Annotated in this window: 21 protein-coding genes; all 21 read left to right on the forward strand. The window is 74.9% G+C overall.

Going from position 1 to position 22,896, the window contains the following annotated elements; genetic code table 11:
• Positions 1-3 precede the first annotated feature (3 nt).
• The 21 genes from AB0M16_RS34110 (at position 4) to AB0M16_RS34210 (ending at position 22,887) form a co-directional block, all read left to right on the forward strand.
• Positions 4-1,272, forward strand: a complete 1,269-nt coding sequence (locus AB0M16_RS34110) for a beta-ketoacyl-[acyl-carrier-protein] synthase family protein (protein ID WP_365350018.1) — start codon at positions 4-6, stop codon at positions 1,270-1,272.
• Positions 1,269-2,411 carry a beta-ketoacyl synthase N-terminal-like domain-containing protein gene (locus tag AB0M16_RS34115; protein ID WP_365350020.1) on the forward strand — a complete coding sequence of 381 codons (1,143 nt, stop codon included), beginning with the start codon at positions 1,269-1,271 and terminating at the stop codon, positions 2,409-2,411. The genes AB0M16_RS34110 and AB0M16_RS34115 overlap by 4 nt, the downstream gene beginning before the upstream one ends.
• Complete coding sequence (locus tag AB0M16_RS34120; protein ID WP_365350022.1) at positions 2,412-3,431, forward strand: beta-ketoacyl synthase N-terminal-like domain-containing protein; 1,020 nt, start codon at positions 2,412-2,414, stop codon at positions 3,429-3,431.
• Complete coding sequence (locus AB0M16_RS34125) at positions 3,428-4,195, forward strand: alpha/beta hydrolase (RefSeq protein WP_365350024.1); 768 nt, start codon at positions 3,428-3,430, stop codon at positions 4,193-4,195. Before AB0M16_RS34120 ends, AB0M16_RS34125 begins: the two co-directional genes overlap by 4 nt.
• Entirely contained in the window at positions 4,192-5,220 is a 1,029-nt protein-coding gene (locus tag AB0M16_RS34130; RefSeq protein ID WP_365350026.1) for a hypothetical protein, read from the forward strand. Before AB0M16_RS34125 ends, AB0M16_RS34130 begins: the two co-directional genes overlap by 4 nt.
• The gene (locus AB0M16_RS34135) at positions 5,220-6,398 is read left to right on the forward strand and encodes a beta-ketoacyl synthase N-terminal-like domain-containing protein (RefSeq protein WP_365350028.1); all 1,179 of its coding nucleotides are present in this window, start codon (positions 5,220-5,222) and stop codon (positions 6,396-6,398) included. The genes AB0M16_RS34130 and AB0M16_RS34135 overlap by 1 nt, the downstream gene beginning before the upstream one ends.
• Positions 6,392-7,495 (forward strand): beta-ketoacyl synthase N-terminal-like domain-containing protein, encoded by a 1,104-nt coding sequence (locus tag AB0M16_RS34140; RefSeq protein WP_365350030.1) that lies wholly within the window; start codon positions 6,392-6,394, stop codon positions 7,493-7,495. Before AB0M16_RS34135 ends, AB0M16_RS34140 begins: the two co-directional genes overlap by 7 nt.
• The gene (locus AB0M16_RS34145; RefSeq protein ID WP_365350032.1) at positions 7,467-8,312 is read left to right on the forward strand and encodes an SDR family oxidoreductase; all 846 of its coding nucleotides are present in this window, start codon (positions 7,467-7,469) and stop codon (positions 8,310-8,312) included. The genes AB0M16_RS34140 and AB0M16_RS34145 overlap by 29 nt, the downstream gene beginning before the upstream one ends.
• Positions 8,312-9,460 carry a beta-ketoacyl synthase N-terminal-like domain-containing protein gene (locus AB0M16_RS34150; RefSeq protein ID WP_365350034.1) on the forward strand — a complete coding sequence of 383 codons (1,149 nt, stop codon included), beginning with the start codon at positions 8,312-8,314 and terminating at the stop codon, positions 9,458-9,460. Before AB0M16_RS34145 ends, AB0M16_RS34150 begins: the two co-directional genes overlap by 1 nt.
• 41 nt (positions 9,461-9,501) lie before the next feature.
• Positions 9,502-9,765, forward strand: coding sequence for an acyl carrier protein (locus tag AB0M16_RS34155; RefSeq protein WP_365350036.1), 264 nt, complete (start codon positions 9,502-9,504; stop codon positions 9,763-9,765).
• Positions 9,762-10,718 carry a hypothetical protein gene (locus tag AB0M16_RS34160; RefSeq protein ID WP_365350038.1) on the forward strand — a complete coding sequence of 319 codons (957 nt, stop codon included), beginning with the start codon at positions 9,762-9,764 and terminating at the stop codon, positions 10,716-10,718. Before AB0M16_RS34155 ends, AB0M16_RS34160 begins: the two co-directional genes overlap by 4 nt.
• A gap of 42 nt (positions 10,719-10,760) precedes the next feature.
• The gene (gene fabG, locus AB0M16_RS34165; RefSeq protein WP_365350040.1) at positions 10,761-11,507 is read left to right on the forward strand and encodes a 3-oxoacyl-[acyl-carrier-protein] reductase; all 747 of its coding nucleotides are present in this window, start codon (positions 10,761-10,763) and stop codon (positions 11,505-11,507) included.
• 61 nt (positions 11,508-11,568) lie between these two features.
• The gene (locus AB0M16_RS34170; RefSeq protein WP_365350043.1) at positions 11,569-12,300 is read left to right on the forward strand and encodes a DsbA family protein; all 732 of its coding nucleotides are present in this window, start codon (positions 11,569-11,571) and stop codon (positions 12,298-12,300) included.
• Entirely contained in the window at positions 12,281-13,174 is an 894-nt protein-coding gene (locus tag AB0M16_RS34175) for an alpha/beta hydrolase (protein WP_365350045.1), read from the forward strand. The genes AB0M16_RS34170 and AB0M16_RS34175 overlap by 20 nt, the downstream gene beginning before the upstream one ends.
• Positions 13,171-15,198: an enoyl-CoA hydratase-related protein gene (locus tag AB0M16_RS34180; protein WP_365350047.1), complete on the forward strand. Its 2,028-nt coding sequence runs from the start codon at positions 13,171-13,173 to the stop codon at positions 15,196-15,198. The genes AB0M16_RS34175 and AB0M16_RS34180 overlap by 4 nt, the downstream gene beginning before the upstream one ends.
• Entirely contained in the window at positions 15,195-15,992 is a 798-nt protein-coding gene (locus AB0M16_RS34185) for a phosphopantheine-transferase PgaX (protein ID WP_365350049.1), read from the forward strand. The genes AB0M16_RS34180 and AB0M16_RS34185 overlap by 4 nt, the downstream gene beginning before the upstream one ends.
• Positions 15,989-16,264, forward strand: a complete 276-nt coding sequence (locus tag AB0M16_RS34190) for a DUF6059 family protein (protein WP_365350051.1) — start codon at positions 15,989-15,991, stop codon at positions 16,262-16,264. The genes AB0M16_RS34185 and AB0M16_RS34190 overlap by 4 nt, the downstream gene beginning before the upstream one ends.
• Before the next feature lie 207 nt (positions 16,265-16,471).
• Positions 16,472-17,122, forward strand: a complete 651-nt coding sequence (locus AB0M16_RS34195; RefSeq protein ID WP_365350053.1) for a sigma-70 family RNA polymerase sigma factor — start codon at positions 16,472-16,474, stop codon at positions 17,120-17,122.
• A 510-nt stretch (positions 17,123-17,632) separates the two neighbouring features.
• Positions 17,633-19,168 carry a glycosyltransferase family 39 protein gene (locus AB0M16_RS34200; protein ID WP_365350055.1) on the forward strand — a complete coding sequence of 512 codons (1,536 nt, stop codon included), beginning with the start codon at positions 17,633-17,635 and terminating at the stop codon, positions 19,166-19,168.
• A gap of 445 nt (positions 19,169-19,613) precedes the next feature.
• Positions 19,614-20,723: a UDP-glucuronic acid decarboxylase family protein gene (locus tag AB0M16_RS34205; protein ID WP_365350098.1), complete on the forward strand. Its 1,110-nt coding sequence runs from the start codon at positions 19,614-19,616 to the stop codon at positions 20,721-20,723.
• Between the two features lie 274 nt (positions 20,724-20,997).
• Entirely contained in the window at positions 20,998-22,887 is a 1,890-nt protein-coding gene (locus tag AB0M16_RS34210) for a glycosyltransferase (protein WP_365350057.1), read from the forward strand.
• Positions 22,888-22,896: the final 9 nt, after the last annotated feature.

The raw sequence follows: 22,896 nt of genomic DNA on the forward strand, positions 1-22,896 counted from the left end.
CCCGTGCGCCCCGTGAGCCCGAACCGGGTCGTCATCACCGGTCTGGGCACCGTCACCAGTATCGGCATCGGCATCGGCGCGTTCCTCACGGGGCTGCGCACGGGCCGCAACGGCGCCCGCCCCATCACCGCCTTCGACACCACCGGCTTCGCGCACGCCAACGGCTGCGAGGTCACGGGCTTCGACCCTGCGGAGTGGATCAGCCGGGTCGCCCCCGAAGAGCTCGGGCGGGCCGCGCAGTTCTCGGTCGCCGCCGCCGTGATGGCGGTCCGCGACTCCGGGATGCCCCTCGACGAACTGCGCGGTCGCCGCTCCCTGGTCTGCGTCGGCACCACCGACGGCGAGTCGGCCGACCTGGACCGGCTGGTCGAGAGCCAGCTCGCGGACGGCCCGGAAGGCCTCGACCCGGTGGTCGCCCGCCGGGTCTCGGCCGGCCGGCTGACGACCGCGATCGTCCGTGAACTCGGCCTGGTCGACGTCGAGGCGACGACCCTGGCCACCGCGTGCGCGGCCGGCAACTACGCGATCGGGCACGGCCTCGACGCGCTGCGCGGCGGCGACGCCGACGTGGCGATCGTGGGCGGTGCGGACGCCATGTGCCGCAAGACGTTCACCGGTTTCTACCGGCTCGGCACCATCGCGCCCGAGGCGTGCCAGCCGTTCGACGTCAACCGCAAGGGCATCCTCACCGGTGAGGGCGCCGGTGTGCTGCTCCTGGAGACCCTGGACTCGGCGCTCGCGCGCGGCGCCCGGATCTACGCCGAGGTGCTCGGCTACGGGCTCAACTGCGACGCCCACCACCCGGTGGCCCCGGACCGGGACAGCATCGCCCGCTGCATGGAACTGGCCCACGCCAACGCGGGGGTGAAGCCGGACGAGATCGACTTCATCTCGGCGCACGGCACGGGCACCAGGGCCAACGACGTCACCGAGGCGGGGGCGATCCGCCAGGTGTTCGGGGACCGGCCGCCGGCGACGGTGTCCATCAAGTCGATGATCGGGCACACGATGGGCGCCGCCAGTTCGCTGGCGTCGGCGGCGTGCGCCCTCGCCCTCGCGGAGGGCTTCATCCCCCCGACGATCAACCACGTGGAGACCGACCCGGAGTGCGGCCTGGACTGCGTGCCGAACGAGCCGCGCCCGGCCCGGCTGCGGGTGGTGCAGAACAACGCCCTCGCCTTCGGCGGCAACAACGCGGTCCTCGTTCTCGGCAGGTACCCGGCCGACGAGCGGGACGACCCGGACGACAGCGGGACGGAGGGCTCCGCATGAGCGTGCTGATCACCGGCATGGGAGCGGTGAGCAGTGTCGGCGAGGACGCCCGCAGCACGTTCGCCGCGCTGTCCGAGGGCCGCAGCGGCCTGGCCGAACTGCGTGGCTTCGACCGCGCCAAGTACCGGGCGCGGCACGCCTACGAGATCGACGACCGCCCGGCGCCGGGCGTCGACCAGCCGCTGCGGGCCACCGGCTGGCTGCTGCGGGCGGTCGCCGAGGCGCTCGCCGACGCCGGGCTGCCCGAGGACCTGGCGGACGTGCCGGTGCTCGTGGGCACGACCCTGCGCGAGCTGCGTTCGGTGGAGCTGAGCTGGTGCGAGGGCACCGCGTTCGACGCGGCCCGGCTGCACTTCGGGACGGCGCTGCGCGAGCGGTTCGGCGCCGACCGCACGTACACCGTGGCCAACGCCTGTTCCGCGTCCCTGTACGCGCTGGGTCTGGGCACCGACCTGCTGGAGACGGGCGAGGCCGACACCGTGGTGGTCGCGGGTGTGGACACGATCACGGAGAGCACCTACGGGCTGCTCGACCGGGTCTACCGCGAAGCCCCCGAGTCGGTCCGCCCGTTCGACCGGGCGCGGCGCGGGATGCTGCAGGGGGACGGCGCCGCCGCCGTCGTGCTGCGGCGCGGGTCGGCCGGCACCTCGGCCGCCCGGGCGTACGCGCGGGTCCGCGGGGTGGGGCTCAACTGCGACGCGTACCACCCGTCGGCGCCCGACAGCGAGAGCATCGGCCGCGTCATGCGGGAGGCGCACGGGCGGGCGGGGATCAAGCCGTCGGACGTCGATCTGGTGCTGCTGCACGGCACCGGCACGCCGCTGAACGACGAGGCGGAGGCGGTCGCGCTCGCCGAGGTGTTCGCGGGTGTGCCGCGGGCGCCGCGCATGACGGCGATCAAGTCGATGATCGGCCACACCGCGGGCGCGTCGGGGCTGCACAGTCTCATCACCGCCGTGCAGTCGCTGCACAGCGGACGGGTGCCGCCGACGCTGGGGCTCGACGAGCCGATCGACGAGGTGGCGGACTTCCGGCTGGCCCGCGAGCCGGTGACCGACGCCGGTCTGTCGCTGGCGCAGGTGGATTCCTTCGGATTCGGCGGCCTCAACGCGGTGGCCGTGGTGGAGAAGGTGGCATAGGTGCGCGCACAGGATGTGGTGATCACCGGCCTCGGGACGGCCCTGGCGGGCGTCGCGGGACCGGACGCCCTGCTGCGGGGCCCCGGCCCGGCGGCCGGCGCGGACGATCCGGTGAGCCGGCTGCGGGGCCCCGGCCTGCGCTACAAGGACCGGGCGACCAAGCTGGCCCTGTCGGCCGCGCGGGAGGCGCTGGCGGACGCCGGTCTCCTGGCGGCCCTGGACGCGGCCGGCGGGGCCGGGGCGCCGGACGGTGCCGCGGGTGCGGGCGCACCGGTCGACAGCCGGCGGTTCGGCGTGGTCGTGAGCACCAACTGGGGCAACGTCGACACGGTCTGCGAGACCACCGCGACCATCCGGCGGGCCGGCTACACGGCCACCAGCCCCATGCTGCTCCCCAACACGGCGAGCAACGTCACCGCCTCGTGGCTGGCGATCACGCACGGTCTGCGCGGTGCCAACGTGACGTTGTGCAACGGCCCGACGTCCGGTCTCGACGCGGTCCACTGGGCCCGTACGCTCATCGCCGCCGGGCGGCTCGACCGCGCCCTGGTCGTCGGGGTCGAGCCGGTCAACGAGCCGGTGCGGCACGTCGTCGGCGGGAGCGCGGAGGAGGAGGGGCCCGGTCTCTTCGACGGCGCGGTGGCCCTCGTCGCCGAGTCGTCCGACGCCGCCGCCGAGCGGGGCGCGCGCGCCCTGGCCCGGATCGGCCGGTACGCGCGGCGGTCCGACCCGGACGCGGCCGTGGCGTCGGTGCGCGAGGGCGGGGCGGCGCCGGCCCTGTGGTGCGTGCCGGAAGGCACCGCGCCCGGCGCGGACGGTGCGGAGTCGCCGCCCACCCACGACCTGGGCCTGCGGTTCGGGCGGAGCTCCGGTGCGCTCGGCGTCCTGCAGTGCGTCGCCGGTACGGCGGAGTTGGCCCGCGCGGGCCACGCCTCGGTGCTGGCCTCGGCGGGCTCCGCGGACGACGACGCGTCGGCCGCCCTGCTGCTGCTCGCCGCCTCCGCGGGGGGCCGGCCATGACCGGGCCTCGCGTCGCGCTGCTGCACGGGCTGGCCGGCACGCCCGCCGTGTGGCGCGCCTGTCGCGCCGTGGCGCCCAAGGGGGCACTGCTGGTGCCGGTGGACCTCAGCTGGCCGATGAACGGCACCGCCCGACCGGACGGCGCCGGCGATCCGGCCGAGCTGGTGGCGCGTGCGGTGCGGGCCACCCGCGCGCAGGTCGTGGTCGCCCACTCGTTCGCCGCGACGGCGCTCCTGGAGTACCTCGCCAGGGAGGCGGAGCGGCCTGCGTCCGAAGCGGCCGGGCCACCGCTGCTGGGGGCCGTGTGCGTCTCGCCGTTCTACCGGACGGCCAAGCGCGACTTCGACTGGTCCACGATCGCCTACTACCTCAACCGCTTCCATCTGATCCTGGAGGAGGGGTTGGCCATGTCCTCCGGGGGACGCCTGTCCGCCGACGCCCGGGCCTCGATGGCCCTGCGCGTGCGGGAACGGATCGGCCCCTACGGCTGGATGGACTTCTTCGGCGCCTATCTGCGCACGCCCTCCCTGCCGCTCCACCGGGTCAGGACCCCCGTGCTGGCCATCGCCGGTGCGGGCGACCGCGCCGCGCGCCCGTCCGACGCGGCGGCGCTGGTCCGCGCGCTGCCCGCCGGACGGCTCGAAGTGCTGCCCGGATGCGGTCACTTCCCCATGGCCGAGCACCCGTTCCGGTTCGCCGAACTGCTGGCGGACTTCCTGCGTTCCCTGCCCGCCGCTCCCGTCGCTTCGCTGGAGATGACATGACCGACACCCGCACGTCCGGCTCCTCCGCCGCCCCGGCCGAGGTCGCCGCGGATGCCTCGGAGGGCCCGACCACGGTCCGGCTCAGGCCCCGTTTCGAAGGCTCCAACATCTGTACGTGGATCGGCTTCAAGCACGTGAACTACCTGGTCGAGGAGGCCGTGCTCGAGCACCTGCGGCGCACCGGCCGGGCGGCCGGCAGACTGTACGAGGAGCACGGCCTGTGTGTGGACATCGTGGACATCGACTCCCGCATCCTGTCCGCGACGCACATCGACGACAGCGTCACGGCACGCGTGGTGGCGGAGGAGAAGGCCGTCGACGGTGAGCTGGCGCTCGCCGTCAGCCTGCACGTGGACGGGCCGACTCCGGTCCGGACGGTGACGGCCAAGGTGCGGGTGGTGCTGCGCCTCGATCCGCGGGGCGGGTCCGCCGCGCCGGTGCCGGCCGAACTGGAGCCGTACACGGTGGAGCGGATCGACCGCACCGGTTTCGCGCGGGTGCCGGCCGCCGCGGCGCCTCCGCACCTGGGCGGGGACGCGGCGGACGGCGCCGGTGACGCGGGCGAACGCTTCCTCGCGGCGCTGACCGCCGACACCAACGCGTACGCCTGGAAGTGGCGCGTCCCGTACTTCTACTGCCACTTCACCGAGCGCCTGCAGATGTCGGGCTACCTCCGGCTGATGGAGGAGGCCGTCGACCTGTTCCTCGCCGACCGGGACATCTCCATCAAGCGGCTCCTCGACGAGCAGGACTGGATCCCGGTGGTGCCGCAGAACTCGGTGTCGATGCTGCGCGAGGTCGGCATGGAGGAGGACCTGTACACCGTCCTCACCGTCGAGAACGTCTTCAAGCGGCTCACGTACACCGCCCGGATGGACACCTACGTCCTGCGGGACGGCGTGCCGCTGCTCACGGCGACCGGCCGGATCACGCACGGCTACGCCCGGATCGAGAACCGTCGCGACTGGAGCCTGGTGGAGTTCGACGACCGGATGCTGCGCGGCCTGAACGGGCAGCGGATCTGATGGAACCGGCGCTCATCACCGGTGTCGGGGCCGTGACCTGTCACGGCCCCGGGGCGGGTGCCCTGTGGCGGGCGATGACGGCGGGCGCCGTCCGCGCGCCCGACAAGCTGCCCGACCCGTACGCCCGGATGGACCTCCCGCTGATGTACCTGGCGCCCGAGGACGGCCTGCCCGAGGTGCCCGGCCGGGCGACCTCGTTCGCGGTCGCCGCGGCCCGGGAGGCGCTGGACCAGGCCGGCCTCGACCCGGCCGCGCTTCCCGCGTCCCGTACGGCGCTGGTGCTCGGCACGTGCATGGGCGGCACCGGGGAGCAGGAGCGCCGGCGTGACCTGGGCGGCGACGCCGACGACGAGGCGTCCTGGGTCCCGGGATTCGACGTGGTGGGGCGGCTCGCCGCCGAACTCGGGCTGCGCGGCGCGCACACCAGCGTCAGCAACGCCTGCTCGGCGAGCGGTTTCGCGCTGGGCATCGCGGCCGACCTGATCCGGGCGGGCGAGGCCGATGTGGTCCTCACCGGCGGTGCGGACGCGTACGCGCGGATCGCGCTGGGTGCGTTCAACCGGATGGGGGCCGTCGACGCGCAGGGCTGCCGCCCGTTCGCCGCGGACCGGGCGGGCACGGTGTTCGGGGAGGGCGCGGCCGTGCTGGTCCTCGAATCCGCCGCGCACGCGGCCCGGCGGGCCGCGCGGCCGCTCGCGGCGCTCGCCGAGTCCGGCTGGAGCTGCGACGCCCACCATCCCACCGCTCCGGAACCCTCGGGCGAGCAGATCGTCCGCGCCATGCGGGAGGCGCTCGGCCGCTCCGGGCTGACGCCGCGGTCCGTCGGCTGCGTCGTGCCGCACGGCACGGGGACCCGGCTCAACGACCGGGTGGAGAGCGCCGCGCTGCGCGAGGTGTTCGCCGCGGAGGACGGTGAGGTGCCGGTGCTGTACAGCCTGAAGGCGCTGGTCGGCCACACCGGCGGGGCGGCGGCGGGGCTCGCGGCGGTCGCCGCGACGCTGATCGTGCGCCATGCCAGTGTGCCGCCCAACGTGCCGGTGGGCCGACGGGATCCGGAGTGCGAGGTGCGGCTGCCGGGGACCGCGGAGCCGCTGGCCGCTCCCGCCGTGCTCGTCAACGCGTACGCGTTCGGCGGGAACAACGCGTCCTTCGTGATCAGGGAGGCGGTCCCGTGCTGAGCGCGGCGGACGAGGTCGTGGTGACCGGTGTGGGCCTGGTGACGCCCTGGCCCGACCCGGCTCGGCGGCTCGGCCCGGGCCGCCCGGAGCCGGCGGCGGACTGGTTCGACGCGACCGCCGAGCTGGGTCCGCGTGGTCACAAGTACCTTCCGCCGGGAGCCCGTTACCTGCTGGCCGCCGGCCGCAGGGCGCTGCGGGCGGCCGGTGTCGACGCGGTCGGTGTCGACGCGGCCGGTCCGGACGCGGCCGGGGACCGGACCGCGGCGGCGGTCGCGGCCGACCGGCGCGGGATGGTGCTCGGCACCAACAGCGCGCTGGCCCCGCTGTTCCGCGAGATGGACCGCACGGTCGTGGAGCAGGGCGCCGAGCGGCTCAGTCCGGCCACCGCACCGTACTTCGCGATCAACGTGCTGGCCGGGCGGCTCGCCTCCGAGCAGGCCCTGAGGGGCTTCGGCCTGACGCTCACCACGCCCGCCGTCGCCGGTCTGGAGGCCGTTCTGGCCGGCACCCGCGCGCTCGCCGCGGACCGGGCCGACCTGGTCCTCGTCACCGCCGCCGAGGACCGGCTCCCGCGCGGCGAGCCCGGCGCCCGGTACGGGGAGGAGGGCGCCGTCGCCCTCGTCCTGGAACCGCGCGGTCGGGCCGAGCGGCGCGGCGCGAGCGTGCTCGGCCGCTGCGCGGTGACGACGGCGTACGTACCGCCGTCGGCCGCGCACGACGCCCCGGGCGGTGAACTCGAGCAGCGGCTGGTCGAGCTGCTCCACACGCTGTGTCCGGACTGGTCGCGGCGTCCGCTGCCGGTGCACGCGGTGCTCGACGCCTCCGGCCGCGGCCGGGCCGCCGCCCGGGTGCTCGACGGGCCGGCGGGCGCGCCGGGCCGCGTGCGGACCGTCGCGGCGGGCGCGGGCTGTCTGTCCCCGCTGCTGCGCGGGGCCGCGCTGCTCGCCGCCGGTGCGCCCGCGGCGGACGCCGGCGGCGCGCACCTGGTCGTGAGCGTGACGGCGACCGGACATCTCGCGGCGGCCCGCGTCGAGGCGGCCGCCTCCACCCACGGACGAGGAGGGCGCGATGCCGCATCCACCGCATTCCCTGCATGACGGCTGGTGCCTGGTGCTCGGCGTCTCCAGCGGCATGGGCCGGGCCACCGCCCGGGCCGTCGCCGCGGAGGGCGGCCATGTCATCGGGGTGCACTTCGACCGGGCCGAGGGAGCCGAAGAGGCCCGGCGACTCGAGGAGGAGCTGCGGGCCACCGGCGTGCGGGCGCATCTGTTCAACGCGAACGCGGCGGCCCGGCGCACCCGCGAGCGGCTGGTGCCGAAGATCGCCGAACTGACCGAAGGGGCTGGTCTGCGCATCGTCCTGCACTCGCTGGCCTTCGGGTCGCTGGTGCCGTTCCTGCCGCGGGGCGGGGACAAGACGGTCCTCACCCAGCCTCAGCTGGAGATGACGCTCGACGTGATGGCGCACAGCCTCGTGTACTGGACGCAGGACCTGGTGGCCGCGGGCCTGCTGCGCCGCGGCGCCAAGATCTTCGCGATGACCAGCGCCGGCACGACACAGGTGCTGCCCAGTTACGGAGCGGTGTCGGCGGCCAAGGCGGCGCTGGAGTCCCATGTGCGCCAGCTGGCATGCGAACTCGCCCCGCACGGGGTCGCGGTGAACGCGCTGCGCGCCGGGGTGACCGTCACCCCGTCGCTGCTGCGCATCCCCGGTCACGAGGAGTTCGTGGACCGCTCCGCGGCGGGCAATCCGCACGGCCGGCTGACCCGGCCGGAGGACGTCGCCGAAGCGGTCGTCGCCCTGTCGCGCGCACCGTCGTCGTGGCTGACCGGCGACACGATCGGAGTGGACGGTGGCGAGCTGGTCGCGGCCGGCACCACCTGGAGCACCGCCAAGGAAACGGAGGAGCAGTGATGGGTGGCGTGTCGACGGCGGCCGCGGCCGCGCCGACGGCAGGGGCGGTGCGGCCCTCCGCGGCCACCGTGATCTCGGACTGGTCGGTCCTGTCCCCGTACGGCATGGGCGCCGAGCCCTTCGCCGAGGGGGTGCGGGCCCACCGGGAGGTCGTGCCGCGGCTCAACACGGAGGTGTGGCCCGGCCCTTCGGACCAGGCCTGCCTGATCCCCGGGTTCAACGTGGTGGAGGCGCTGGGCAGTCGGGGCACCCGGACCATGGACCGGCTCACCGGCATCACGGTGGCCACGCTCGGTGCCCTCCTCGAACCGTACGGCACGAGCCGTCCGCCGCTGGCCGGCGGACCGGAGCGGATCGGCCTGGTCCTCGGCACGGGCTCGGGAAGCGTGCAGAGCACGATGGACTTCACCCGCGACTCGCTGACCGGCGCCCAGCCGTTCTACGTGGACCCGGCACTGTTCCCGAACACGGTGATGAACCGGGCCGCGGGAGCGAGCGCGATCTGGCACGGCTTCAAGGGGCCCAACGCCACGCTGGCCGGCGGCCCTTTGACGGGTCTCCAGGCCCTGCGGTACGCCGCCCGGTTGCGCGAGCGCGGCCACTGCGAGGTGGTGCTGTGCGGCGCCGTGGAGGAGTACAGCGTGCAGCGTGCCTGGCTGGACTGGCACGCGCGCGGCCCGGAGCGGGCGGACGTCGCGGTCGCCGAGGGCTGCGCCGTGTTCCTGCTGGAGGACGCCGAGTCCGCCGAGCGGCACGGGCGTCGGCCCCGCGCGGAGATCCTCTCCTCCCGGTTCAGCGCGTACGGCGGTCCCGAGGACCTGCGCCCGGCGCTGGCCCGGCTCGTACGGGCGGCCCTGGACGACGCCGCCGTGGACCCGGCCGAGGTGCGTCTCGCGGCCCCGTCGGGCACCGGCGGCGGGGCACCGGACGCGGAGACGCAGGTGCTGGCCGAGGTCCTGGCGGGTTCCGGTGCCGAACTCGTCCACGTCCGGGACCTGTTCGGGGACGCCTGCGCCGCCTCCGCCGCCCTCCAGCTCGGCGCGGTGCTCGCCCTGGGCGATTCCCCGGCCGGCCGGGACGCGGTCGCCGTCGTCACCTCCGTCGACGAGGACGGGCTGCTCGCCTGCACCACCGTACGGCTGTTCTGAATCCTTCCTTCCCACCCCGCTCGACGAAAGGAACGACCGCCATGCCCGAGGAGACCGGCACCGTCCTGGACAAGGAGGCGCTGCGCGCCTTGATCGCCGAGGTCCTGGACGTCGACGTCGCGGAGGTCACGGACGACGCCCACTTCGTGAACGAGCTCGGCGTCGACTCCCTGATGGCCCTGGAGATCGCCGTCAGGCTGGAGCAGGAGTTCACCGTCAAGCTCGCCGAGGAGGAGCTGATGGAGCTCACCACCCTGGCGGCGACCCATGCCGTGATCGACGACAAGCTGCGGACCGTGTCATGACGACGCCCTTCCCCGCGTCGCTGCTGGGGCTCACGCCCCGGCTGCTGTCCCGCACCGAGGACGGCGCGACCGCCCGGGCCACGGTCGATCCGGGGTTCGAGGCCTTCCCCGGCCACTATCCCGGCTTCCCCGTGTTCCCCGGGGTGTGCCTCGTCGAGTACGCCGACCAGACGGTCCTGGCGGACCTGGCCCACCGCGGCCGGCGTCTCGATCTGGTCGGCGTGGACCGCTGCCGCTTCCGCGAGCCCGTCTTCCCCGGCGACGAGCTGACCTTCCAGGTCCGCTACGCACCGGACGCGGACCCCGCCGACGGGACGGACGGGCTCCGGGTCGACGTCGCCGTCGAGACCTCCCGGGGCCGGGCCGCGGACCTGCGGCTCCGGTACGGCCCGCGGAACGACGACGCGCCGGGACCGGAGACCCCGGCCGAGGGCGCCGGGCAAGGCGAACCCGCCGACGCCGCGGAGCGGGCCGACACCGCGGGGATCACCCGGATCATCCCGCACCGGTACCCGATGCTGCTCGTCGACCGGGTGACGGCGGCGGTCCCCGGTGCGCGGCTGACCGCCGTCAAGGCGGTGAGCGTCGCCGAACCCCCGTACCGCAGGCTGCCGCCGGGCGCCGGGAGCGACGCCTTCCGCTATCCACGGCCCCTGCTCGTGGAGTCCTGGGCCCAGGCGGCGGTGCTGCTCGCGGTCTGGGACACGCCCAACCCCGACGTGACCACCGGCAAGGTGGAGCTCGCCGGGGCCGTGGACCGGGTCCGCTTCCACCGGCCGGTGTATCCGGGCGACGTCCTGGAGCACCGCGTCGGCGTCGTCCGGGCGGTGGGCGACACCACGATCCTGGCCGGCCGGACCCTGGTGAACGGGCGGACCGCCGTCGAGGTGGGGCACTTCATCGTCGCGCTGCGCCCGCTCGACTCCCTGGTCTCCGCGCCACCCACCGCCTGAAAACCCCCATCCCTGCCCGCGACCGCCGAGGAGGCGTTCCCCATGTCCGCACAGCACCGTCCCGTCGCCCTGGTCAGCGGCGGCTCCCGTGGAATCGGCCGCGCCGTGGTGCACAGGCTCGCGGAGGACGGGTACGACGTGGCGTTCTGCTACCACTCCCGGCCCGAGGCGGCCGAGGAGACCGCCGAGATCGCGCGGAAGTCGGGGGCGCGGGTGCTCGCCCGCCAGGCCGACGTGTCCGACCCGGCCGCGGCACGGGCCTTCGTCGCGGCCGCCGAGGAGGAGCTGGGGCCCGTCGACGCGGTGATCGGCTGTGCCGGGATCATCCGGGACAAGCCGCTGGTCCTGATGGCCCAGGACGAGTGGCAGAGCGTCGTCGACGTCAACCTCGGTGGCACGTACAACATCTGCCGGGCCGTCGCCTTCTCCATGATGAAGCGCCGGTCCGGCTGTGTCGTGACCCTCTCCTCGGTGGCGGGGGTGTACGGCAACGCCGGGCAGACCAACTACGCCGCCACCAAGGCCGGGATCATCGGGTTCACCCGGTCCCTGGCCAAGGAGCTCGGTGGCCGGGGCATCCGCGCCAACGTGGTGGCGCCGGGATTCATCAGCACGGACATGACCGCCGGGCTGCCCGAGGAGAAGACCCGGGGAATGCTCGACCGGATCGCGCTCGGCCGGTTCGGGGAGGCCGAGGAGGTCGCCGACCTGGTCTCGTTCCTGGTGTCCGACCGGGCCGCGTACATCACCGGTCAGGTCTTCCAGATCGACGGCGGCATCGCCCTGTGATCCGGCGCGCCCCGCGCCCTGACCGAACCGGCCCCACGACCGCCCCGGAAGGGGGACGACGATGGCCCTCCGCTTCTACTTCTCGCTGCGCAGCCCCTACTCCTGGCTGGCCCACCTCGACCTGATGGCCCATCATCCCCGGCTCGCCGCCGACCTGGAGTGGGTGCCCTACTGGGAGCCCGACGACCGGACCGAGCGGCTGCTCGCCGAGGCGGGCCGGCAGTTCGTGTACACCCGGATGTCGCGCGAGAAGCACTTCTACATCCTCGGCGACGTCCGGCGGCTGGCCGCCGCACGCGGCCTGACCGTCAGCTGGCCGGTGGACCGCGACCCGGTGTGGGAGGTGCCGCACCTGGCGTACCTGGCGGCCGAGCGGCAGGGTGCGGGCCCGGCGTTCCTCGACCTCGCCTACCGGGCCCGCTGGCACGACGGCCTGGACATCTGTGCCCGGCCGACCATGGCGAAGATCGCGGGCGAGCTGGGCCTGGACGCGGCCTCGCTCGGCGACGCGGCCGACGACCCGGAGCTGCGGGCGCGCGGGGCCGGGGCGCTGCTGTCGGCGGTCGAGGAGGGCGTGTTCGGGGTGCCGTTCTTCGTCAACGGCCGCGAGAAGTACTGGGGCGTGGACCGGCTCTCCGCGTTCGTGGCCTCCCTCGGCCCCTCGGACGGGCCTGAGGGCGGCCCGGCCCGCCCCGGGGCGGTGCGTCCGCCGACGGCGGCCGAGCCTCCGGCGGGGGCGCTCGGGACGACGACGGCGGGAGGTGACCTCGGCCATGGCGGCGGTTGTGGATGAGTCGACGGCACCGTACGGGTCCGCCGGCCCCGGCACCCGGGTCGAGCACGTCACCAGCGAGGACTGGGCGTTCGGTGTGCACCGGCAGGGTGCGGGCGACCCGGTCGTGCTGCTGCACGGGCTGCTCACCGACAGCCGGGTCTGGTACCCCGTGATGACCGGCCTCGCGTCGGAGGGCCGGCTGGCGCTCGCGGTCGACGCCCCGGGGCACGGCCACTCCCCCGCGCGCACGACCGCGTACACGCTGGAGGAGGAGGTGGACCGGCTCGCCGACGCCTGCCGGACGGCGCTCGGCGGGGACGCGCCGGCCGTGTGGGTCGGGCATTCGATGGGCGGGATGAAGGCCCTGCGGATGGCCCTGCGCCACCCGGATCTGGTCCGGGCCCTGGTGCTCGTGGACACCCAGCCGTACCGCGAACCCGAGAACACGGCACGTCCGTTCGAGGCGATGGTGGAGAGCGTCCTCACCGACGGGATGAGCCCCGACCTCGCACGGATGATCGCCCGGCTGAACTTCCACCGCTCCTTCCAGGGCAGCGACCGGGCGGAGTTCTGGATCCGGCACTTCGAGACCCTGACCGGTGACCGGATCACCCACGCCTGCCACTCGGTGTACCGGCGGGGCGACATCTCCGACCGGCTCGGCTCCGTCCGGGTGCCCGTGCTCGTCGTGCACGGCGCGGGCGACGTTCCGATCCGGCCCCGCGTGGCCCACCGCTACGCCGCGCAGCTGCCGTACGCCCGGATCGTCGAACTTCCCGACACGGGCCACACCCCGCCCGTCGAACGCTCCGCCGAACTCCTCGCCCTCACTTCGGAGTTCGTCCGCTCGCTCACCCGGCCGCCCATGGCCACGGCCCAGGAGGAACAGTGACCACCACCGCACCGGAGCCCGGCGCCGAGACCGTCACCACCGCCCGTCTGCGGTACGTGGACCTGCCCCGTGACGCGGGCCGCTGCGCGCTGATCGTCCTCGGCAACGACCTGCCTCCGTTCGGTCCGGCCATGCGACCGACCACCTTCGGCCCGCAGGGGCTCGCGGCGCTCGACGCCGTCCTCGACACTGTCGCCCGGGCCGCGGCGGACGGCGGCGTCACGGCCGTGGCCGTGACGGGTCGGGCGTACATGTTCAGCACCGGAGCCGATCTCGCCCTCGCGCGCACCGTCACCGACCGGGCCGAGGCGGTCGCCTCGCTGCGCCGCGGCCGGGAGGTCTTCCACCGGTTCGGCGAACTGCCGGTGCCCAGCTTCGCGTTCCTCAACGGCGTGACCATCGGCGGCGGTCTCGAACTCGCGCTGCACTGCACGTACCGCACGCTCTCCCGGAACGCGCCCGTCGTCGCGCTGCCCGAGTGCTCGCTCGGTCTGGTGCCTGCCTGGGGCGGGGCGTACCTGCTGCCGCACCTGGTCGGCCCGGACCGCGCGGTCACCCTGATGCTGGACCATCCGCTCGCGGGCCGCCGGATGCTGGACGCGGCAGGCGCCCATGGCTTCGGCCTGTCCGACGCCCTGCTGGAGGCCGGGAACTTCCTCGACCACTGCCTGGACTGGGCCGCAGACGTGCTCACCGGCCGGATCCGGGTGGACCGCCCCCGCCAGGACGACCCCGCGGCGTGGCAGGCGGCCCTCGCCCGGGGGCGCGCGCTGGTCGCCGAGCGGACCCACGGGGTGCTGCCCGCGCCGCGCCGCGCCCTGGAACTCCTGGAGCTGGCCCGGGCCGGCACCCGGGACCAGGTGTTCGCGGCGGCCGAGCAGGCCGCCGCCGACCTGTTCCTGACGGACGAGTTCCGCACCTCTCTGTACGCCCTGCACCTCACCCAGCAGCACGCGGCGACCCACCCGCACCGGCCCGATCCCGTCCGGGCGCTTCCGGTGCGCCGGGTCGGCGTCCTCGGCACCACGCACCAGGCCCGGCAGCTGGCCCTGCTGTGTGCGGAGAAGCTGCGCGTCCCGGTCGTCGTCGCCGACGAGGACGCCGTCGCGGTGGAGGCGGCGCTGGACGAGGTGCGCGAGGGACTGCGCCGGCTGACGGCCGCCGGGCGGATCGGCGCGGAGGCCGCGGAGCAGTGCGCCGCGCTCGTCACCGGCTCGGCGGACCCGACGGACGGGTGCCTGGCGGAGGCCGACCTGCTGTTCGAGGCGGGTCCCGCGGGGCGGAGCCCGCAGGCCGCCGCGGCGGCGCTGCGCCGGGCCGGGTCGGCGGTCCCCGAGACCTGCGTGATCGTCACCACCGGTGCCCCGCCCGGACCGGACGAGGTGACGGCGGCGGTGCGGCACCCGGAGCGCGTCGTCGGCCTCGGGCTGCCCTGGCCGGTCGAGTCCTCCGGGCTGGCCGAGCTGCTGCGCTTGCCGGCGACCGGCGACGCCGCGTACGCGACCGCGGGCGCGGTGGCGACGAAGCTCGGCAAGCAGTGCCTTCCGGTGACGGGCGGCTCGCCGGGCCCGGTCCTGGAGCGGCTGCGAGGCCGCTTCCTCGGCGCGCTCCTCGCCTCCGCGGACGGCGCGGCGGACGGCGCGTACGGCGACGCGCTCGTGGAGTCCCTCGACCGGGCCTGCGAGACGCTGGCACTGCCGACGGCCCCCTCGCGGCTCCTGCGGGCCCGGGAGGCCGCGGGCCTGCCGGTGACACCGGCCGGGGGAGGCTGCCCGGTCAGGAGCACGGAGCCGGACGCCGTTCGGGAGCGCGCCTTGACGGCGCTGGCGGAGGAGGTGCGCGCCCTGCTCGACGAGGGTGTCGTCGCGAGCCCGGCCGATGTGGACTTCGCTCTGCTGGCGAGCGGTGACTGGCCCTTCCACCTGGGCGGTGTCACCCCGTTCCTGGACCGCACCGGGCTGGCGGAAAAGGTCACCGGCCGCCCGTTCGGACCCCACGGGGTGCCGGTACGGGAAGCGCCGTGACCACACTGCCCGTGCCGCCCCGGTCGGCCGTGTCCTGGGCGTCTCCGGCCCCTGCCGCCGCCGGGCGGACGGCGGGCCCCGGGGCCTGGCCGGTGCTGCTGACGACGCCTTCCGGGCACGACGCCGATCTGTGGCTGCTCCGGCTGCCGCACGCCATGCCGGCGCGGCACGAGCTCGACCTGGCCGTGCTCGACGCGAACGAACAGCGGCGCGCGGACTCGTTCGTGCACGCGGCGGACCGTGCCGGGTACGCCGCCGCGCACATCGCCGTACGGAAGGTCCTCGGCGCCTATCTGGGCCTGCCGCCCACGGCGGTGCGTTTCCGCCGGGACACCTGCCCCTGCTGCGGCGGTCCGCACGGCCGGCCCACCCAACTGGCCGCGCCGCCCCCGTACTTCTCTCTCGCGCACTCCGGCGGAGTCGTGCTGATCGGCGTGGCGGGGACGCCGGTGGGCGTCTCCGTCGAGCGGCTGCCCTCGCCGCCGACGGTCTCGGCCGTCTCTGGCGTCCTGCCGACACCGGAGCGGGCCGAGGTGTCGGCCGCGGCTCCGGAGCGGCGCGCCGCGGTCTTCGCCCGGCTGTGGGCGCGGCGGCAGGCTGTGCAGAAGGGCCGGGGGGACGCGGAGGCGGAGGCCGCGCCCGGATGGTGCGTCACCGACTTCCCGGTGGACGGGGCGCACGTGGCCGTGGCGGTGCGCAGGGCGGCGGCGAAGCCCGAAGGCCGGGTCACGCTCCACGAGCTCGGTCCGCGCGGAGTGCTCGCGCGCCCCGGGCGGCACCGGGGAACGCGGTGACCGGCCGCTGGGCGGCGCGGACCGTCATGGCCCTGGCGGCGCGCTGCTGGTTCTCCGTGCTGCGGGCCCTGGTGTCGTACGGCAGCCTGTGGACGCACCGGCCGGCGGATCCGCTCTGGCCGGAGGAACCGCGGCGCGTCGCCCGCCCGCCGGCCCGCCCCGGTGCCGGGGAGGGGGACGGTCCGCCTCCCGGCCACCCCGAGCGGCTCACCCCCGACGTTCCGTTGAGCGGGGCGGAGCGGGAGCTGTTGCGACGGCTGCTCGGCCCCTGACCCGCGCACCCGCTCACCCCTGCCCACGCCACTCCGATCACCGCGCTCCCCCGCCACCCGATCCCTCTTGTCCCGCACCACCCGATCCCACTTGTCCCGCGCCAGCCACTCACGCCCGTCCCGCGCCACCCGATCACCCCGGTCCCGTACCACCCCGCTCGCCCCGACCGGCAACCAAGACCACCGCACCACGAAGGGAACCAGGCGATGTCTCCTGCCCCGACCGCGTCCCCCCAGCGGCCCGCCGTCCGGCCGCCCGACGCCGCCGTGACCGCGTGGGCGCTGGCCGGCCGCGGAGGGGACGCCGCGGCGATCGACCGGTTCGTCCGCGCCCTGCACCGTGACGTGTGGCGGTACGTCGCGCATCTGAGCTCCGACGCCCAGACCGCCGACGACCTCACCCAGGAGACCTTCCTGCGGGCACTCACCGCGTTGCGCCGTTTCGAAGGCCGCTCCTCGGCCCGTACGTGGCTGCTGTCCATCGCCCGCCGCGCGGTGGCGGACAGCATCCGCCACCGTCTCGCGCGCCCCCGGTCGGCCGACACGGCCGACTGGCAGGCGGCGGCCGAGCGGGCGCAGGTGCGCGGCCTGCCCGGCTTCGAGGACGGGGTCGCGCTCCTCGAACTGCTCGACGCGCTGCCGGTCGAGCGGCGCGAGGCGTTCGTCCTGACCCAGCTGGTCGGACTGCCCTACGCGGAGGCGGCGTCGGTGAGCGGCTGCCCGGTCGGCACGGTGCGCTCCCGGGTGTCCCGGGCCCGGGCCTCGCTGGTGACGCGCCTGCACGAGGCGGAGGGAGCGGGTGACCTGCACCGGCCCGGTGTCCGACCGGCACCCTGCTCGGTGGCCGGGGAGCGGTGACGGGGCCTTTGGCCGCGCGTTCCCCGGCGTCCCCCGGGCCCGGCCCGCGCCCGCGGCCGGGCAGCCGGAGCCAAGGTCCGGCACCCCGGCGGGCCCGCCCCCACGGCCATGCTCGCCCACCGGCGTGAAGAGGAACGCCCGGCGTGGTGACCCCGCCGCCGGGAGGCCCAGCTCGCGCGGGCGGCGGCCGGCAAAGTCCGCGACGGCTGCTCGGCGGTCGGCCGTAGGCGATCGACCGTAGGCGATCGACCGTAGGCGGTCGGCGGCAGCCAGACAGCGGCAGGCGATCGGCAGTCGGCGATCGGCAGTCGGCGATCGCCAGCCGCCAGTCGGCAGTCGGCAGTCGGCAGTCGGCGAGGGCATCGACGTCCACCGCGCGACGATGTCCCCACCACTGCGTCCCGGGCGCACGGCACGGACCCCGCGCGCCGGGCGCCGTTGAGGTGACAGAGGATGCGCTCGGCAGGGATGAGCCGGGGCATAACCGGCGCAAACGCCTATCGTCCGAGCATGCCAACGGCGAACCCTTCTGTCAGCACGCCCCCGACCCCGTACGCACCCGCCGAGCACGGCGCGTCCGCTGCCGCCCCTCCGCGCAGCCGCCTCGCGGCCGCGGGCGCGGTGTCCGTGGCCGCTGCCGTGATGCTCGGCGTCGGCCTGTGGGGGCTCGATCGCGGCACCATGTGGCGCGACGAGTCCGCGACGTTCCAGATCTCCCGCCGGTCGGTGCCGGAGATCTGGCGCCTCCTGGGCGAACTCGACGCCGTCCACGGCCTCTACTACCTCCTCATGCACGCCGTCCTCGCCGTCCGCGCCGACGAGGTGATGCTGCGGCTGCCGTCGGTGCTCGCCGCGGCCTGCACCGCCGGACTGGTCGCCGCGATCGGCTGCCGGCTGGCCCGCCCCCGGGTGGGCCTGTGGGCCGGTCTGCTCTACGCGGTCTCCCCGTTCGCGTCGTTCTACGCGCAGGAGGGGCGCTCCTACGCCCTGGTGGCCGCCGGCGCCGCGCTTGCCACCTGGTGTCTGGTGAACGCCGTCGAGCGCGACTCGTTCGGGCCGTGGGCCGGATACGCGGCGGCCGTCGCCGGTACGGCCCTGCTGCACGAGTTCGCCCTGCTGGTGCTGGTCGCCCACGGGGCCACGGTGCTGATGGCGCGGTCCCGGCCGGGGGTCCGGCGGCGGTGGACGGCGGCCTCGGCCGCGGCGATCGTGCCGGTGGCGCCGCTCGCCGCGGTCTCCTCCGACCAGGCCGGCCAGATCTCCTGGATCCAGGAGCCGGGGGCGGAGGAACTCCGCCTGCTCGCACTGCAGTTCGCCGGCCCGGACGTCCGGGTGTTCGTGGCCGTGGCGTTGCTCGCCGGGCTCGCGGTCCTGTGGCCGCTGCGGCGCACCGGCCCGGTCGGCACCACCGCGGTGGCGCTGCCGCTCGTCGTCCTGCCGGTGGCGGTCCTCTTCGCGGTCTCGTCCGTGAAGCCCCTGTTCGTCGACCGCTACCTGCTGTTCGCGTTCGCCGGAGTCCCGCTACTGGTCGCCGCCGGACTGGAGCGGTCCCTCGGCGCGCTGCGCGCCGCGCCGTGGCGACCGGTGGTGGCGGCGGTCGGCATCGTGGCGGCCGGCGCGGCGTTCTGGTGCCAGCTGCCCTTCCACCAGCAGGAACGGGGCAGGGACGGTCGCATCGACGACCTTCGGGAGGTCGCCGCGTACGTCGCCGCCGAGACCCGGCCGAACGACGCCGTGCTCTTCGTCCCCTCGTACCAGCGGCACATCTTCCTCTCCTACGACCGGGAGTTCGCCGGTCGCCGCGACATCGCCCTCAGGACGAGCGCGGCCGCCTCCGGCACCTTCTACGGCGAGGAGGTCGACGCGGCTCGGATCGAGCAGCGCATCGGCGCGGAGCAGCGGGTGTGGGTGGTGGCCTGGCCCAGCGCCTGGAGCGAGCAGTGGTTCGACCAGGACCCGAAGGTGACCACCTTGCGCAAGGGGTTCGCGCTCGTGCGCAGCACCCAGTTGAAGAGCGGTCTGGTGCAGCTGTACGTGCGTGAGTGAGCCGGCGCCCGCGCGCGGGCGAGCCGGTCGACACGGGTGGTCCGGGACGGACCACCCGTTCGCGCTTTCCCGACGCGGGGCGGGAACCGCGCGCCACCCCACCTCGCTTCTTCGAACGCGCGAGCCGGGTACACGTGTCCACGCATGCCGCCCGCCCTCCGGGCACACGGGGCCCGCGCTCACACATGCGTGTGACGCTGACGGGGCCGACCGCGCGACGGCGAACGGCCCAGGACCGGGGAGCAGCGCCGGGACACGACGTTCGCGGACATCGTCCGAACGGCCGAGCCCCCGTATGACCTGCACGGAAATCAGTACATACAGCCATACCATTTTGCTGAGTTTTTCCGAGAGTGCTCTGTTTGTCGGTTCGTCCGGCCTGCTTTCCGGGCGTCCGCAGCAGCAGGGGGTCAGCTCGTTCCGCTTCCCATTCCTGGAGAATCAAATGCGCGTTGCCGTGACCGGTGGCGGTGGGTTCCTTGGCTCGCACCTGTGCGAAGCGCTCTTGCGGCGCGGCGACTCCGTGGTGTGCCTGGACAACTTCTCGACGGGCGACCCCGAGAACATCGCCCCGCTCCTGGGCCACCCTGGATTCGCGTTCCAGCACAGCGACGTGAGCGAGTCGGTGGAGGTCGCCGGCCACCTCGACGCCGTCGCGCACCTCGCCTCGCCGGCCTCACCGCCCGACTACCTGCGCCAACCACTGGAAACCCTCGCGGTCGGCAGCCGCGGCACCGAGAACGCACTGCGCCTGGCCCAGCGTCATGGCGCGCGCTTCGTCCTCGCGTCGACGAGCGAGATCTACGGCGATCCGCTGGTCCATCCGCAGGAGGAGTCGTACTGGGGCAACGTGAACTCCATCGGCCCCCGCAGCGTCTACGACGAAGCGAAACGATACGCCGAGGCGGTTTCGGCCGCGTACCGCCGTACCCACGGCCTCAGCGTCGGTATCGCGCGCATCTTCAACACGTACGGACCGCGGATGCGCCCGCACGACGGCCGGGTGGTGTCCAGCTTCATCACGCAGGCCCTGACCGGCGAACCCCTGACGATCTACGGCGACGGCAAGCAGACCCGCAGCTTCTGCTACGTCGACGACCTCGTCCGCGGCCTCGTGGCCCTCCTCGACTCCTCCGAGATGGGTCCGTTCAACCTGGGCAATCCCGTCGAGCGCACCGTCTCCGAGCTCGCCGAGGCGGTGCTCGCGATGACCGGGTCGTGTTCCGAGGTGAAGCACCACCCGCTGCCGGTGGACGACCCGGTCCGCCGGCGACCGGTGATCACCCGCGCGCAGGAGGTGCTGGGCTGGCAGCCGGAGATCGACATCACCGAGGGCCTGCGCAGGACCGTCGCCTACTTCGCGAACCGGCGGGACCGGCTCGGGGCGTCGGCCGCGGCGATCCGCGGCGGTCAGGACGAGACCGTGCCGCTGGCCGCGGTGACCGGCGTCGCGCTGACCGGTGCCGCGTCGGCGGTGCAGACGATTCCCGGCCCGGCGACCGCGGGCGGAGCCACGCCCGCGGCGGCTTCCGGTCCGTCCGGTTCGATCGGCTGATCCGCGCGCGACGGGCGCGCCGGCCTCGGGACCGTCGGTCTGCCGGCACCACGCGCCGTGCCGCCCGTCCGCGCCTTCCCCACACCTCGACCGCCGCGACCGCACTCCCCGACCACCCCGACCACCCCGACCGCCCCGACCGCACTCCCCGCCGCGACCGCACTGCCCGCCGGCGGCCGCCCGCGCCGAGCCGCGCGCGCCTCGACGCCCCTGCTGCCGCTGCCCCTTCCGCATCCCACGGTCCGCTGACACGCCGCCTGGAGAAATCGCCGACATGACGTCGTTGGAGCAAGGTCCCGCCCCCGCAGTCGGGACCGTCCAGCATCCCCCACTCGTCTCCCCCGCCCCCGGCTCACCAGAGGAATGGGAGGCCCTGGGCGCGGAGATCCGAGCCCTGTCGGACGGCTCCGTCGCCTCCATCGGTCCGGACGGCCCGGTCCTCGCCGGGCCGGCGCGCCGCCTCGGCACCCGTCCGTCGAGCTTCGTGCGGGCCTTCTCCGGCCCCGACCGCCTCCTCGTCGTCCTGATGTCCCTCGGCTGGGCGGCCTGCCTGGTCTGGTTCTGGGCCTGGTGGCTGGAGCCCTCCCACCGCATCGGGTGGCTCGGCCTCGTGGTGAACAGCGCGCTGCTGCTCTATCTGACCTATCTGCCGGTGCACTTCCTCGTCGCGCTGCTCCGGATGCGCCGGTTCGACCCGGCGGGCGCCGTACCCGCGCTCCGCACGGCCTTCGTCGTCACCCGCGCCCCTTCGGAGAGCTGGGACCTCGCCCGCACCACCCTGGAGGCGATGCTCGCCCAGGACTTCCCGCACTCCTACGACGTGTGGTTGTGCGACGAGGACCCGACCGACGAGATCCTCGACTGGTGCCGTGACCACGGCGTCGGCGTCTCGTGCCGGCGCGGCCGTGCCGACTACCACCGGGCCGAGTGGCCGCGGCGCACCCGGTGCAAGGAGGGCAACCTCGCCTTCTTCTACGACCACTGGGGCTACGCCCACTACGACGTGGTCGCCCAGCTCGACTGCGACCACGTCCCCGGCCCCCGGTACCTGACCGAGGTCGTCCGCCCCTTCGCCGACCCGGCCATCGGCTACGTCGCGGCACCCAGCGTGTGCGACTCCAACGCCGCAGGCTCCTGGGCGGCCCGCGGCCGGCTCCAGCGCGAGGCCATGTTCCACGGCCCCGTGCAGCTGGGCCACTCGGCCGGCCTCGCTCCCGTGTGCATCGGCTCCCACTACGCCGTGCGCACGAAGGCCCTGCGGGACATCGGCGGCCTCGGGCCCGAGCTCGCCGAGGACTTCTCGACCACGTTCCTGCTCACCTCGGCGGGCTGGCACGGCGCGTTCGCGATCGACGCGGAGGCGCACGGCGAGGGCCCGCTGACCTTCGGTGCGATGATCACGCAGGAGTTCCAGTGGTCCCGCAGCCTGGCGGTGATGCTGCTGGGCATGCTGCCGCGCCACCTGGGCCGGATGCCCCTGAAGCTGCGGATCCGCTTCGCCGCGGCGCTGATGTACTACCCGCTGCTGGCCGCGGCCACCGTCATGGGCATCGTCCTGCCGCCGATCGCCGCGTTCACCGGCGTGCCCTGGGTCAACGTCAACTACGGCGAGTTCCTGGCGCACTTCTGGAGCATGTCCGCCTGGCTGATCCTGCTGACGCTGCTCTGCCGCCGCCGCGGCCTGCTGCGCCCCCACGACTCCGCCGTCTTCAGCTGGGAGATCTGGCTGTTCGGACTCTCCCGCTGGCCCTACGTGGCCTGGGGCGTGCTGGCCGCCGTGCTGCAGAAACTGCGGCCCCGTCAGATCACCTTCAAGGTCACCCCGAAGCGGCGGGACGGCCTGGAGCGGCTCCCGCTGCGCACCGTCGCCCCGTACGTGCTGATCACGACCTTCCTGTCCGGCTCGGCGCTCGTCGGCCAGCTCACCGGCCCCGCCGTGGGCTACGTGTTCCTCTGCCTCGTCGGCGCCGCCTCGTACGCCGCCGTGACGCTGGCGATCGGCGTGCTGCACGTCAAGGAGACCGCCCGGGCCACCGGCGTCCCCGCCTTCCGGGCGCTGCGCACGGCCGCCCTCCCCCTCGGCTGCGGCCTGCTGTGCCTGCTTCCCCTGGCACTCGCGGTCGCCCTCTTCCCCACCTATCTCACCGGCTTCTACGCCTGGTGACGGCCCGGC

Source organism: Streptomyces sp. NPDC051921, assembly GCF_040680975.1.
GTDB lineage: Bacteria > Actinomycetota > Actinomycetes > Streptomycetales > Streptomycetaceae > Streptomyces.

What these genes read in the sequence shown, in the direction of transcription:
- AB0M16_RS34115 (WP_365350020.1), top strand. Translation starts at nt 1,269, where the DNA reads ATGAGCGTGCTGATCACCGGCATGGGAGCGGTGAGCAGTGTCGGCGAG.
- AB0M16_RS34125 (WP_365350024.1), top strand. Translation starts at nt 3,428, where the DNA reads ATGACCGGGCCTCGCGTCGCGCTGCTGCACGGGCTGGCCGGCACGCCC.
- AB0M16_RS34130 (WP_365350026.1), top strand. Translation starts at nt 4,192, where the DNA reads ATGACCGACACCCGCACGTCCGGCTCCTCCGCCGCCCCGGCCGAGGTC.
- AB0M16_RS34135 (WP_365350028.1), top strand. Translation starts at nt 5,220, where the DNA reads ATGGAACCGGCGCTCATCACCGGTGTCGGGGCCGTGACCTGTCACGGC.
- AB0M16_RS34145 (WP_365350032.1), top strand. Translation starts at nt 7,467, where the DNA reads ATGCCGCATCCACCGCATTCCCTGCATGACGGCTGGTGCCTGGTGCTC.
- AB0M16_RS34150 (WP_365350034.1), top strand. Translation starts at nt 8,312, where the DNA reads ATGGGTGGCGTGTCGACGGCGGCCGCGGCCGCGCCGACGGCAGGGGCG.
- AB0M16_RS34155 (WP_365350036.1), top strand. Translation starts at nt 9,502, where the DNA reads ATGCCCGAGGAGACCGGCACCGTCCTGGACAAGGAGGCGCTGCGCGCC.
- AB0M16_RS34160 (WP_365350038.1), top strand. Translation starts at nt 9,762, where the DNA reads ATGACGACGCCCTTCCCCGCGTCGCTGCTGGGGCTCACGCCCCGGCTG.
- fabG (WP_365350040.1), top strand. Translation starts at nt 10,761, where the DNA reads ATGTCCGCACAGCACCGTCCCGTCGCCCTGGTCAGCGGCGGCTCCCGT.
- AB0M16_RS34170 (WP_365350043.1), top strand. Translation starts at nt 11,569, where the DNA reads ATGGCCCTCCGCTTCTACTTCTCGCTGCGCAGCCCCTACTCCTGGCTG.
- AB0M16_RS34175 (WP_365350045.1), top strand. Translation starts at nt 12,281, where the DNA reads ATGGCGGCGGTTGTGGATGAGTCGACGGCACCGTACGGGTCCGCCGGC.
- AB0M16_RS34195 (WP_365350053.1), top strand. Translation starts at nt 16,472, where the DNA reads ATGTCTCCTGCCCCGACCGCGTCCCCCCAGCGGCCCGCCGTCCGGCCG.
- AB0M16_RS34200 (WP_365350055.1), top strand. Translation starts at nt 17,633, where the DNA reads ATGCCAACGGCGAACCCTTCTGTCAGCACGCCCCCGACCCCGTACGCA.
- AB0M16_RS34205 (WP_365350098.1), top strand. Translation starts at nt 19,614, where the DNA reads ATGCGCGTTGCCGTGACCGGTGGCGGTGGGTTCCTTGGCTCGCACCTG.
- AB0M16_RS34210 (WP_365350057.1), top strand. Translation starts at nt 20,998, where the DNA reads ATGACGTCGTTGGAGCAAGGTCCCGCCCCCGCAGTCGGGACCGTCCAG.